Source organism: Mycobacterium sp., from assembly GCF_032161845.1.
GTDB lineage: Bacteria > Actinomycetota > Actinomycetes > Mycobacteriales > Mycobacteriaceae > Mycobacterium.
Map to the genome: position 1 here is coordinate 16,100 of NZ_JAVRQA010000464.1, position 13,039 is coordinate 29,138.

The following is a 13,039-nucleotide window of genomic DNA, read 5'->3' on the forward strand; positions in this document are numbered from 1 at the left end:
CAGGCCCCCGTCGGGAACTGCCGGTCGTTGGTCTAGCGGTAGCCTTGATTGACCCAACCTGTGCTTATCGGAAGGACGTGGCCGGCTCGAACTCACCAGAGCTTCGCAGGCCTAAGACAACGAATGAACCGTAAGAACGTCATCCGCACCCTGACCGCGATAGCGGTCGTCCTGCTCCTGGGTTGGTCCTTCTTCTACTTCAGCGACGACACCCGCGGCTACAAGCCCGTCGACACGTCGGTGGCGATGAGCCAGATCAACGGCGACAACGTCACGTCGGCGCAGATCGACGACCGTGAACAACAGGTCAGGCTCGACCTGAAGAACGGCAACGGCGACACCGAGAACAGCGACAAGATCATCGCCAAGTACCCAACTGGGTTCGGGGTGGACCTGTTCAACGCGTTGAGCGCCAAGAATGCCAAGACCAACACCGTCGTCAACCAGGGCAGCGTGGTCGGATCGCTCCTGATCTACCTGCTGCCACTGTTGCTGCTCGTCGGCTTGTTCGTGATGTTCTCCCGCATGCAGGGCGGCGGCGGTCGGATGGGTTTCGGCTTCGGCAAGTCCAAGGCCAAGCAGCTGAACAAGGACCTGCCCAAGACCACCTTCGCCGACGTCGCAGGCGTCGACGAGGCGGTCGAGGAGCTCTACGAGATCAAGGACTTCCTGCAGAACCCGACGCGGTACCAGGCGCTCGGCGCCAAGATCCCCAAGGGCGTGCTGCTCTACGGGCCGCCGGGAACCGGCAAGACGCTGCTGGCCCGCGCGGTCGCCGGGGAGGCGGGCGTCCCGTTCTTCACCATCTCCGGCTCGGACTTCGTCGAGATGTTCGTCGGTGTCGGCGCCTCGCGCGTCCGCGACATGTTCGAACAAGCCAAGCAGAACAGCCCGTGCATCATCTTCGTCGACGAGATCGACGCCGTTGGCCGTCAGCGCGGCGCGGGCCTCGGCGGTGGCCACGACGAACGCGAGCAGACACTGAACCAGCTGCTTGTCGAGATGGACGGCTTCGGCGAGCGCCAGGGCGTCATCCTCATCGCGGCGACCAACCGACCCGACATCCTCGACCCGGCGCTGCTGCGCCCCGGCCGCTTCGACCGCCAGATCCCGGTGTCCAGCCCTGACCTGGCGGGCCGGCGGGCCGTGCTGAAGGTCCACTCGGCGGGCAAGCCGATCGCCGAGGACGCCGACCTCGACGGCCTCGCCAAGCGCACCGTCGGCATGTCCGGCGCCGACCTCGCCAACGTCATCAACGAGTCGGCACTGCTGACGGCCCGCGAGAACGGCACCATCATCACCGGTGCCGCGCTGGAGGAGGCCGTCGACCGCGTCGTCGGCGGTCCGCGCCGCAAGGGCCGGATCATCAGCGAGCACGAGAAGAAGATCACCGCCTACCACGAAGGTGGCCACACCCTGGCGGCATGGGCGATGCCCGACATCGAGCCGATCTACAAGGTGACGATCCTGGCCCGCGGCCGCACCGGCGGGCACGCGATGTCGGTGCCCGAGGACGACAAGGGCCTGATGACGCGCTCGGAGATGATCGCGCGCCTGGTCTTCGCCATGGGTGGCCGCGCTGCCGAGGAGTTGGTGTTCCGCGAGCCCACCACGGGCGCCTCGTCCGACATCGACCAGGCCACCAAGATCGCCCGCGCCATGGTCACCGAATACGGCATGAGCGCGAAGCTGGGTGCCGTCCGATACGGCACCGAGCACGGCGACCCGTTCCTCGGTCGCTCGATGGGCGTTCAGGCCGACTACAGCCACGAGGTCGCCCAGATCATCGACGACGAGGTACGCAAGCTCATCGAGGCCGCGCACACCGAGGCGTGGGAGATCCTCACCGAGTACCGCGACGTCCTCGACATCCTGGCCGGCGAGCTCCTCGAGAAGGAGACGCTGCACCGCGTCGAGCTCAAGGCCATCTTCGAGGACGTTAAGAAGCGTCCGCGGCTGACCATGTTCGACGACTTCGGCGGTCGGGTGCCTTCGGAGAAGCCCCCCATCAAGACGCCGGGCGAGTTGGCGATCGAACGCGGCGAGCCGTGGCCGCCACCCGTGCAGGAACCGGCCTTCAAGGCGGCGATCGCCGCGGCGAGCAAGGCCGCCGAGGCTCAGCACGGCTCGAATGGGACCAATGGATCCAACGGCACCAACGGGGTGAACGGCAACGGATCGCACGGCGCGAACGGTGCACCCGTCGGGCCGACCCAGCCGAATTATGGCGCGCCCGCCGGTTGGCAAGCACCGGGGTGGCCTCCGCAGGGGCCCGGTCAGTACCCGCCGCCGCCCCCGCCGTCCGCGTGGGGCCCGCCGCCGTACCAGGGTGGCTACCCGCAGCCGTATCAACAGCCTTACCCTCCGTATCAGCCGTACCCGCAGCCAGGACCGCACGTCCCACGCGGTGGCGCACCCGCGCCCCACCCGCAGCAAGACGACGTGGACCAAGAAGACGGGCCCGCAACGCCGCCAGCCGGCTGAACAGAAAACGGAGGCTCCGATGACGAAGCCCGCTGTGACACCTGATTCGACCACCGCGAACAACTCGCACGTCTTCGTGCCCGCAGCCTTCGACCAGGAGCGTGCCGAGAAGGCCGTGCGCGAATTGCTGTACGCCATCGGCGAGGATCCCGACCGGCACGGTCTGCTCGACACGCCGTCCCGCGTCGCGAGGGCGTACCGGGAGATGTTCGCCGGGCTGTACTCGAACCCCGACGACGTGCTCAACACGACCTTCGACGAGCAGCACGACGAAATGGTGCTGGTCAAGGACATCCCGATGTACTCGACGTGTGAGCATCACCTGGTGGCCTTCCACGGGGTGGCGCACGTCGGCTACATCCCCGGCGTGGACGGCCGGGTCACGGGTCTGTCCAAGCTCGCGAGGGTCGTCGACCTGTACGCGAAGCGGCCGCAGGTCCAGGAGAGGCTGACCGGGCAGGTCGCCGACGCACTGATGCGCAAGCTCGATCCGCGCGGGGTGATCGTCGTGATCGAAGCCCAGCACCTCTGCATGGCGATGCGCGGCATCCGCAAGCCGGGCGCCACCACCACGACCTCGGCAGTGCGTGGGCAGTTCAAGACCGACAAAGCATCGCGGTCTGAAGCGCTGGATCTCATCCTGCGGAAGTGAGCCAGCCACGTGTGCAGGTGATGGGCGTCCTGAACGTCACCGACGACTCATTCTCGGACGGCGGGCTGTACCTCGACCGTGACCGCGCCGTAGAACACGGGATGGCCCTCGTCGCGGCGGGCGCGGCGATCGTCGACGTCGGCGGCGAGTCGACCCGACCCGGCGCCACCCGCGTCGATGCCGCCGTGGAGAGCGCCAGAGTATTGCCGGTCATCAAAGAGCTTGCCGGACAAGGCATCACGGTCAGCATCGATACAATGCACGCAGCCGTGGCCCGGGCCGCGCTTGAGAACGGTGCGAAGATCGTCAACGACGTGTCCGGTGGGCGCGCCGATCCTGGAATGGCGCCGCTGCTCGCCGAGGCGGGCGCGCCGTGGATCCTGATGCACTGGCGTGCGGTGGACGCGGAGCGGCCGCACGCGGTACCCGCCTACGGCGACGTGGTGGCCGAAGTGCGCGACGAGCTGTTGGCGGGGGTGGACGCCGCGGTCGCCGCGGGGGTCGACCCGGCGAAGCTGATCATCGACCCGGGTCTTGGCTTCGCGAAGTCCGCCGAGCACAACTGGACGCTGTTGGCAGCGCTTCCCGAGCTGGTGGACACCGGCATCCCCGTGCTCGTCGGGGCGTCGCGGAAACGCTTCCTCGGGGCACTGCTGGCCGACGGTGGGGGAGAACTGAGGCCCCCCGACGGCAGGGAGACCGCAACCGCGGTGATCTCCGCGCTGGCGATGATGCACGGTGCGTGGGGTGTCCGGGTGCACGACGTGCAGGCGACCGTCGATGCGCTGAAGGTCGTCGAGGCGTGGGAAGCGGCCCCCGCCTGGGAGGGTGAAGAGAAACTTGGCTGATCGAATCGAGTTGCGCGGCTTGACCGTTCGCGGTAACCACGGGGTCTTCGAACACGAACGGCGTGACGGCCAGGACTTCGTCATCGACATCACCGTCTGGATCGACCTCGCCGCGGCCGCGGCGAGCGACGACCTGGCCGACACCGTTGACTACGGGGCGCTGGCCAAGCGGGCCGCCGACGTGGTGGCCGGACCGCCGCGCAACCTGATCGAGACGGTGGCTGCCGAGATCGCCGACGGGGTGATGACCGACGAGCGCCTGCACGCCGTCGAGGTCGTCGTGCACAAGCCCGACGCCCCGATCCCGCTGACGTTCTCCGACGTGGCGGTCGTCGCGCGGCGATCGCGGCGCAGGATGGCGACGTGACCCGTGTCGTCCTGTCGATCGGCTCGAACATCGGGGACCGTCTTGCGCATCTGCAGTCGGTGGTCGACGGGCTGGGGGCGGCGGTCCGCGGCGTCTCCGCGGTCTACGAGACGGACGCGTGGGGCGGTGTCGAGCAGGGCGCGTTCCTCAACGCCGTCCTGATCGCCGACGATCCGTCGCTCGACTGCAGGGACTGGCTGCGCCGCGGTCAGGAACTCGAACGAGCCGCCGACCGGACGCGCGAGCAACACTGGGGCCCAAGGACTCTCGACGTCGACCTGATCTCCTGTCACGACGGAAGTCAAGAAGTGCTCAGCTCCGCCGAGGAGCTGACCCTGCCCCACCCGTACGCACATGAGCGGGCCTTCGTGCTGGTCCCGTGGCTCTCCGTCGACGCAGCGGCGACGTTGACCGTGAACGGCACGACCCAGCCCGTTGCCCGGTTGCTCGCCGGACTGGACGCTGCGGAGCGCGACGGAGTCCGACCCGTAGATACCGTGCTGGTGACCTGATGGGCCCCACCCGCAAACGCGACTTGGCGGCCGCGACGGTAATTGCCGCGATCCTCGGCTACACGGCGGTGCGCTTGGCGTATCACTGGTTCCCGCCGATCACCCTCTGGACGGGGCTGTCACTGCTTGGGTTGGCGGCGGTCGAGGTGCCGTGGGCCTTCTACGTCAGGTCCAAGATCGGCGACGGGAAGATCGGCGACGCCCCTGGGCGGCTGCATCCGTTGGCGGTCGCGCGTGCCGTGATGATCTCCAAGGCGTCGGCCTTGGTGGGTGCGCTCGCCCTCGGCTGGTGGGTTGGCGTGCTCGTGTTCCTGTTGCCCAAGCGCGACGAGACCTTCGCAGGAGCGAGCATCTTGGGCACGGTGGTGGCCGCGGTGAGTGCGCTGGCGCTGGTGGTCGCGGCACTCTGGCTCCAGCATTGCTGCAAGTCGCCGGACGAGCCGCCCGAGGACGCCGACGGTGTGCGGAGTTAGCTCGCGTGAGCAGCTGACCAGGCGAATCGCCGACGTGGTCGCCACGCGATGAGTGCTGGCACAGGTACAGTCGGCGCATGACCGAACCGACTCGTGGGACCCGCGCGCGGCGCGGAAACCGCAGGCCGGGCTCGTTGCTGCTGACGGCTTTGCTGGTGCTCGCCATCGTGGCAAGTTCGGCGCTGGTGTTCACCAACAAGGTCGAACTCTTGAAGCTTGCCGTCATCGTCGCACTGTGGGCCGCAGTGGTCGCGGCGTTCGTGTCCTTCATCTATCGGCGGCAGTCCGACATCGACCAGGCCAAGTCGCGCGACCTCAAGTTGGTGTACGACCTGCAGCTGGATCGTGAGATCTCCGCGCGCCGCGAATACGAGCTGTCGATCGAGACGCAGCTGCGGCGCGAACTGGCCACGGAGTTGCGGGCCCAGGCGTCCGACGAGGTCGCCAGCCTTCGGGCGGAACTCGCAGCACTGCGGGCGAACCTCGAGATCATCTTCGACACCGATCTCCAGAGCAGGCCCGCGATCGGGACCGAACGCACCACCGTGCATCGGTTTGGGGACTGGGATGCGGTACCGCAGGGGGCGCCTGCGTCGGATCGCAGCGCCAGCCCCGGCCGGGTGATCAGTAGCCGCATAGATGCCCAAGCCACCGCCGGCCAGGAGGACTCCGACCCCAATACCGAGGAAAGCCCGATCATCGACGTGCCCGCGGAACCCCAGCCGCCGGACGACGACTGGGCTCCGCAAGTACCGGCCGGTGCGCACCGCCGACCATCCGAGCCGGAGCCCGCCGACAGCGGCTGGCGACCGGCTCCGCCGGAGCAGCAGCCCCGGCAGGAAGGCCGGCGCCGCGCGCCAGACGCGCCACCCACCTCGAAGCCCGAACCTGCTCCGACGCCTGACGTCCGGCTGCCGTGGCTGCCCGTCGACGTCCCGCCGCCGACCCCGCCCCCTGCGCCACCGCCTCAGCCGCGCCAGGAGCCGGAACGCGTCGGCAGACATGCGCCGACGGGATCCGACTGGCGGCCTGCGCCCGCCCAGGGGCAGTTCATTCCGGCCGGCGCACCCGGCAGCAACTGGTCCTCCCCGGTCACGGAGAACGGTGCCTCGACACCCGCCGCGGACCAGGGTGAACCGTCGCCCATCGGGACACCCCCACCACCTGCGATGACGCCCCCGACGCCGCCACCGCCTGCGATGACGCCCCCGCCGACCGAATCGGGGCCGCTGGGACGGCACTACACGGCTGAGACGGCCGCCGCCGAATCGGCCAGACGCGCCCGTCACTCGGTTCCCGCGGACGCCGACCCCGCCCGCCGCACGCCGCCGACCCTGGCGACACCGGCGTCCCCGCCGCCAGAAGTGCCGCCAACGCCTCCGGCCCGCCACCGAGGCGCCGACGAAGCTGCGGAACCGGCGGGCCAGCACATCGGCGGCCAGCCGGTCTCCGAGCTGATGGCCCGGTTGCAGGCCGGCTCCACAGGAGGCGGCCGTCGCCGCCGCCGCGAGGAGTGAGTTAGTCTCAACCCGACCGTCCGGTACCTGCACAGTCGGGACCGGAACGCCGAAAACCATGAACATGCGAGGTCGTCTGCAATGGTGCAGCCCGACGGACTGCGTCCGGCCCGGCTCACGGTGGGCATCGTCTCCGCCGGCCGGGTAGGTACCGCACTCGGCGTCGCACTGGAACGGGTCGAGCACGTCGTCGTGGCGTGTAGTGCGATATCGCGAGCGTCCCGGCAGCGAGCCGAACGACGGTTGCCGGACAGCCAGGTGTTGCCGGTTCAGGACGTGGCCGCCCATGCCGAGCTCTTGATCCTGGCGATCCCCGATGCCGAACTTGCCGGTGTCGTCGCGGGCCTGGCCACCACCGGGTCGGTGCGACCGGGCACCATCGTCGTGCACACCTCGGGAGCCAACGGCATCGGCGTGCTCGCCCCACTGACCGAACTCGGCTGCATCCCGTTGGCGATTCACCCCGCAATGACGTTCACCGGCTCGGACGAGGACATCGGCCGGCTCTCCGGTGCGTGCTTCGGCATCACCGCGGCCGACGACGTCGGTTATGCGGTGGCGCAGTCGCTGGTCCTCGAGATCGGCGGTGAGCCGTTCGGAGTCCGCGAGGAGGCCCGGACGCTGTATCACGCAGCGCTCGCTCACGGTGGCAACCACGTCATCACCGTGCTGCTCGACGCCGTCGAGGCCTTGCGCGCCGCGCTTCGCGGGCAGGAACTGCTTGGCCAGGAAGTCGTCGGCGACGCTCCTGGCGGCATTGCCGAACGGGTGCTCGCGCCGCTGGCCCGCGCGTCACTGGAGAATGCACTGCAACGTGGTCCGTCCGCACTCACCGGCCCCGTCGCCCGTGGCGATGCCGCCGCTGTGACCGCTCACCTGCGCGCCCTCGACCACGTGGATCCCGAACTTGCACAGGCATACCGGGCCAATTCATTGCGCACGGCGCAGCGGGCCCACGCCCCGGCCGACGTCTTCGCCGCGCTGGCAGGCCCACCGAACGAAGGGGGTCGGGCGTGACCGCACGGAAACCGCCTGCATTCAACGCAGGTGAACTCAACGTCTACGCCAAGGTCCGGGACGCGGCCGACGTGTGCCGCGCACTGCGGACCACCGGGCGACGCGTCGTGCTGGTGCCGACGATGGGTGCGCTGCACGAAGGTCACCTGGCTTTGGTTCGCACGGCCAGACGGGTACCGGGTGCGGTCGTCGTCGTGTCGATCTTCGTCAATCCGCTGCAGTTCGGTGCTGGTGAAGATCTCGACGCCTACCCACGGAGTCTCGACGCAGACCTGGTGGCCCTGGAGGGTGAGGGCGTCGAGATCGTCTTCGCCCCGACCGCGGCGGAGATGTACCCCCACGGTCAGCGGACGACGGTGCGGCCGGGTCCGCTCGGCGCCGAGCTCGAAGGCGCTTCCCGCCCAACGCACTTCGCGGGGATGCTCACCGTCGTGCTGAAGCTGTTGCAGATCATTCGGCCCGATCGCGCCTATTTCGGCGAGAAGGACTACCAGCAACTGGTTCTCGTCAGGCAGATGTCCGATGACCTCGACCTCGACGTCCAGATCGTGGGCGTGCCGATCGTGCGCGAGGCCGACGGACTGGCGATGTCCTCGCGCAACAGGTACCTCGACCAGGTCGACCGTGAGCAGGCGGGCGCATTGTCGGCAGCCCTTCTCGCAGGCATGTACGCCGCGTCTCGCGGTGCGACGGAGGCGTTGGACGCCGCCCGCGCCGTGCTCGACGAGGTGCCCGCCCTCGACGTCGACTATCTCGAGGTCAGGGATCCATGGCTTGGTCCGGCCCCTGCGGAGGGCCCCGCCCGAATGTTGGTGGCCGCGCGGCTCGGGCGCACCAGACTGTTGGACAACATCGCCATCGACGTCGGCGCGGCAGCGGGTATCGACGGGCATTCCCGCGTCGACTCGGGTCAAAGCCACGAATTGCCTTGGAGGAATTGATGTTGCGCACGATGCTCAAATCCAAGATCCACCGAGCGACGGTCACCCACGCCGACCTGCATTACGTGGGGTCGGTCACCATCGACGCCGAATTGATGGAAGCGGCGGACCTGCTCGAGGGCGAGCAGGTCACGATCGTCGACATCGACAACGGCAACCGCCTCGTCACGTATGCGATCACGGGTCAGCGGGGCAGTGGCGTGATCGGGATCAACGGCGCCGCAGCACATCTCGTTCATCCGGGCGATACGGTCATCCTCATCGCCTACGGAGCCATGGAGGATGCCGAGGCACGTCGGTATCGGCCTCGGGTGATCTTCGTCGATGCCGAGAATCGGCAGGTCGATCTGGGTGACGACCCCGCCTTCGTCCCGGCCGGCGTCGCCGACCTGATGTCACCGCGGTAACGCCGTGCTCCTGGCGATCGACGTTCGCAACACCCATACCGTCGTCGGCTTGATCTCCGGCTCGGGGGATCACTCGAAGGTGGTGCAGCACTGGCGGATTCGAACCGAGGCCGAAGTCACAGCCGACGAGCTTGCGCTGACCATCGACGGCCTGATCGGCGACGATGCCGAACAACTCACGGGCGCGACCGGATTGTCGACCGTCCCCTCGGTGCTCCACGAGATTCGCGTCATGCTCGAGCAGTACTGGTCTTCGGTGCCGCACGTCTTGATCGAGCCAGGAGTGCGGACGGGCATTCCGCTGCTCGTCGACAACCCCAAGGAAGTCGGCGCCGACCGGATCGTCAACTGTCTGGCCGCCTATCAGAAGTACGCCAGTGCGGCGATCGTCGTCGACTTCGGTTCGTCCATCTGTGTCGACGTGGTGTCGGCCAAGGGTGAGTTCCTCGGCGGTGCGATCGCGCCGGGGATTCAGGTGTCCTCGGATGCGGCGGCCGCGCGTTCGGCGGCCCTACGCCGGGTGGAGTTGACGCGTCCACGCTCGGTGATCGGCAAGAACACGGTGGAGTGCATGCAGGCCGGCGCGGTATTCGGGTTCGCAGGCCTGGTCGACGGACTGGTCGACCGGATCCGCCAGGACGTCGATGGCTTCGGGGGCGACGACGTCAAGGTGGTCGCCACCGGGCATACCGCGCCGCTGTTGCTTCCGGATCTGCATACGGTGGCGCACTACGACAAGCATCTGACTCTCGAGGGATTGCGCCTGGTGTTCGAGCGCAACCAGAACGACACCCGCGGCAAGCTCCGACAAGCCCGCTAGCTCCCTCCCCCTCCCCTCCTCCGTGATTTCGGCGCGGTAATCCGCGGTGCCCGCGCAATCTTGATCTTGGTGTTGACGTCTAGCGCACACCGGAGAATCATGTGTTGCGTATCGCGTGAGCGTTGCGCAGCATGCAACAGGCGGAGGAACTCTTGGCAGCCCCCAAGGTCGTCATCATCGGTGCGGGAATCGTCGGAAGCTCATTGGCCGACGAGCTCACCGCGCGCGGTTGGACCGATGTCACCGTGCTCGATCGTGGTCCGCTGTTCGCGACCGGTGGCTCGACGTCGCACGCCCCCGGTCTGGTGTTCCAGACCAATCCGTCGAAGACCATGTCGGAGTTCGCGAAGTACACGATCGAGAAGTTCAGCCGCCTCGGCCACCCCGACGGTTGGGCGTTCAATCCGACCGGCGGCCTCGAGGTCGCCTCGACGCCAGAGCGCTGGGCCGACCTGCACCGCAAAGCGGGCTGGGCCCAATCGTGGGGCATCGCAGGGGAACTACTGACCGCGGGCCAGTGTGCGGAAATGCATCCGCTCATCGACGTCGATCGCATCCTCGGCGGATTCCACACCCCCACCGACGGTTTGGTGAAGGCGGTCCGCGCCGTCGAGGCCCAAGCTCAGGCGGCCATGGCCCGCGGGGCGACCTTCCGTCCACACACCGAAGTGCTCGGCATCGTCGACGATGGCAGGAAGGTGACCGGTGTCCAGACCGCCGACGGGGTCATCGCCGCCGACGTCGTCGTGTGCGCGGCCGGCTTCTGGGGTGCCCGCCTGGCCAAGCAGGTCGGTCTCGTCGTGCCACTGGTGCCGATGGCGCATCAGTACGCGACGACGGGACGGATCGAACCGCTGGTCGGTCGCAACACCGAGGCAGTCGAGGCGGGCCTGCCGATCCTGCGGCATCAGGATCAGGACCTGTACTTCCGCGAGCACGTCGACCGCATCGGCATCGGGTACTACGGGCACGATCCGATGCCCGTGGACATGTCGACCCTGGCCGTCGACACCGCAGGCGAGCAGATGCCGTCGATGCTCCCGTTCACCGAGGAGGACTTCGCCCCCGCGTGGCGTGAATCGCTGAAACTGCTTCCCGTGCTGACCGATTCGAAGATCGAGCAGGGCTTCAACGGGATCTTCTCCTTTACGCCCGACGGATTTTCGATCATGGGCGAGCACCGCGAATTGAGCGGATTCTGGGTCGCTGAGGCGGTCTGGGTCACGCACTCGGCGGGCGTGGCCAAGGCCACCGCGGAGTGGATCATCGACGGTACGCCGGCCACCGACGTCCACGAATGCGATCTGTACCGCTTCGAAGACGTCGCCCGCAGCGACGAATTCATCCTCACGACCAGCTCCCAGGCGTTCGTCGAGGTGTACGACATCGTCCATCCGCATCAGTACCGCGAGGCGTTACGCGGTCTTCGCACCAGCCCCTTCTACGCGCGGCAGCAGGAGCTCGGCGCGTACTTCTTCGAGGGCGGCGGCTGGGAACGGCCAGCCTGGTACGAGGCGAATGCCGCCTTGGCGCAACGGCTGAGCACCGAGGGCGTGCCCTTCCCCGAACGCGACGAATGGTCCGCCAAGTTCTGGTCTCCGATTTCGATCGCCGAGGCGCACTGGACCCGCCAGCACGTCGCCATGTACGACATGACACCGCTCACCCGCTACGAGGTCGCCGGTCGCGGCGCGGTGGCACTGCTCCAGCAGCTCACCACCAACAACGTCGACAAGAGCGTCGGCTCGGTCACGTACACGTTGCTGCTCGACGAGACCGGCGGCGTCCGAAGCGATCTCACGGTTGCGCGGCTGGCTGCCGACCGCTTTCAGGTCGGCGCCAACGGGCCGATGGACTTCGACTGGATCACCCGTCACCTCCCCGACGACGGCAGCGTGACGGTTCGCGACATCACTGGCGCGACGTGCTGTGTCGGCGTGTGGGGCCCCGCGGCCCGCCACCTGGTGCAGCCGCTGTGCGACGACGACCTGTCGCACGAAGGTTTCAAGTACTTCCGGGCGCTGCGCACTCATCTCGGGTCCATTCCCGTGACGATGATGCGGGTGTCCTATGTCGGCGAGCTCGGCTGGGAGATCTACGCCGACGCCGCGTACGGCGTCGCGCTCTGGGACCTGTTGTGGTCTGCCGGGCAGGACCACGACGTGATCGCCGCAGGCCGAATCGCATTCAACAGCCTGCGGATCGAGAAGGCGTACCGGTCCTGGGGCTCTGACATGACGGCCGAACACCTACCTGCCGCGGCAGGACTGGACTTCGCGGTCCGGATGGCCAAGGACGACTTCGTCGGCAAGGCCGCCCTGGAGCACGCGCCACCGTCGCAGAAGACGTTGCACAGCATCGTCTTCCATGATCCGACGGCCGTGGTGCTCGGCAAGGAGCCGGTGTATCTGGCCGCCGACTCGAGCGACTGCATCGGATACGTGACCAGCGCCGCCTATTCGGCCACGATCGGGCACTGCATCGCCTACGCCTGGCTGCCTACGGGTACGTCACCCGGCGACGTCGTCGCCGTCGACTACCGCGGAAGCCGCTACGGCGCGACCGTCCACGCCGAACCCGTGGTGGATCCCGACATGTCGAGGATCAGGCGATGACCGGATCTCTCCCACCCCTGCTTCGCCCGCCCGCGACCGAACAGCCGCAGGCCCTGCTGGCGACTCTTGGCGGCGACTTCTACACCAGCCAGCCGGTATTCGCCGCGGAGCAGGAACACATCTTCGAGAACATGTGGTTCTGTGCCGCCCGCGCCGGCGAGATGGCCGATCCCGGCCAGTTCAAGACCGTTCAGGTCGGCAAGGAAAGCGTGCTGGTCGTGCGGGGCCGCGACGGTACGTTGCGGGCGTTCCTCAACGTCTGCCGCCACCGCGGGGCCACGATCTGCACCGAGGCGTCCGGTGCGGTGAAGCGGAACCTCCAGTGTCCGTATCACGCGTGGACGTACGCCCTGGACGGCAAACTGGTCGCCGCGCCGAACCTGGCG

Annotated in this window: 13 protein-coding genes; all 13 read left to right on the top strand. The window is 68.0% G+C overall.

From position 1 onward, the window contains the following. Positions 1 to 123 precede the first annotated feature (123 nt). Positions 124 to 2,484 carry an ATP-dependent zinc metalloprotease FtsH gene (gene ftsH, locus QOD90_RS25240; RefSeq protein WP_526354218.1) on the top strand — a complete coding sequence of 787 codons (2,361 nt, stop codon included), beginning with the start codon at positions 124 to 126 and terminating at the stop codon, positions 2,482 to 2,484. Positions 2,485 to 2,503: 19 nt separating this feature from the next. After that, on the top strand, positions 2,504 to 3,136 hold the full coding sequence (folE, locus tag QOD90_RS25245; RefSeq protein ID WP_526354220.1) for a GTP cyclohydrolase I FolE: 633 nt from the start codon (positions 2,504 to 2,506) through the stop codon (positions 3,134 to 3,136). After that, entirely contained in the window at positions 3,133 to 3,984 is an 852-nt protein-coding gene (gene folP, locus QOD90_RS25250; RefSeq protein ID WP_526354222.1) for a dihydropteroate synthase, read from the top strand. Before folE ends, folP begins: the two co-directional genes overlap by 4 nt. Next, the gene (folB, locus tag QOD90_RS25255; protein ID WP_526354224.1) at positions 3,977 to 4,351 is read left to right on the top strand and encodes a dihydroneopterin aldolase; all 375 of its coding nucleotides are present in this window, start codon (positions 3,977 to 3,979) and stop codon (positions 4,349 to 4,351) included. The genes folP and folB overlap by 8 nt, the downstream gene beginning before the upstream one ends. Then, entirely contained in the window at positions 4,348 to 4,863 is a 516-nt protein-coding gene (gene folK / locus QOD90_RS25260) for a 2-amino-4-hydroxy-6-hydroxymethyldihydropteridine diphosphokinase (RefSeq protein WP_526354226.1), read from the top strand. Before folB ends, folK begins: the two co-directional genes overlap by 4 nt. Further along, complete coding sequence (locus QOD90_RS25265; protein ID WP_526354228.1) at positions 4,863 to 5,336, top strand: DUF3180 family protein; 474 nt, start codon at positions 4,863 to 4,865, stop codon at positions 5,334 to 5,336. The genes folK and QOD90_RS25265 overlap by 1 nt, the downstream gene beginning before the upstream one ends. Before the next feature lie 77 nt (positions 5,337 to 5,413). After that, positions 5,414 to 6,853, top strand: coding sequence for a DUF6779 domain-containing protein (locus tag QOD90_RS25270; RefSeq protein WP_526354230.1), 1,440 nt, complete (start codon positions 5,414 to 5,416; stop codon positions 6,851 to 6,853). An 81-nt stretch (positions 6,854 to 6,934) separates the two neighbouring features. Continuing rightward, complete coding sequence (locus tag QOD90_RS25275; protein WP_526354232.1) at positions 6,935 to 7,870, top strand: Rossmann-like and DUF2520 domain-containing protein; 936 nt, start codon at positions 6,935 to 6,937, stop codon at positions 7,868 to 7,870. Next, the gene (gene panC, locus QOD90_RS25280) at positions 7,867 to 8,811 is read left to right on the top strand and encodes a pantoate--beta-alanine ligase (RefSeq protein ID WP_526354234.1); all 945 of its coding nucleotides are present in this window, start codon (positions 7,867 to 7,869) and stop codon (positions 8,809 to 8,811) included. Before QOD90_RS25275 ends, panC begins: the two co-directional genes overlap by 4 nt. Beyond that, a complete protein-coding gene (panD, locus tag QOD90_RS25285; protein ID WP_526354236.1) occupies positions 8,811 to 9,218 on the top strand; it encodes an aspartate 1-decarboxylase in 408 nt (135 codons plus the stop codon). The genes panC and panD overlap by 1 nt, the downstream gene beginning before the upstream one ends. Positions 9,219 to 9,222: 4 nt before the next feature. After that, positions 9,223 to 10,038, top strand: a complete 816-nt coding sequence (locus tag QOD90_RS25290) for a type III pantothenate kinase (RefSeq protein WP_526354238.1) — start codon at positions 9,223 to 9,225, stop codon at positions 10,036 to 10,038. A 131-nt stretch (positions 10,039 to 10,169) separates the two neighbouring features. Then, a complete protein-coding gene (locus QOD90_RS25295) occupies positions 10,170 to 12,653 on the top strand; it encodes an FAD-dependent oxidoreductase (protein ID WP_526354240.1) in 2,484 nt (827 codons plus the stop codon). Next, positions 12,650 to 13,039 (top strand): aromatic ring-hydroxylating oxygenase subunit alpha (locus QOD90_RS25300; protein ID WP_526354242.1); only part of this gene is annotated, 390 nt, incomplete at its 3' end. The genes QOD90_RS25295 and QOD90_RS25300, both read left to right, overlap by 4 nt.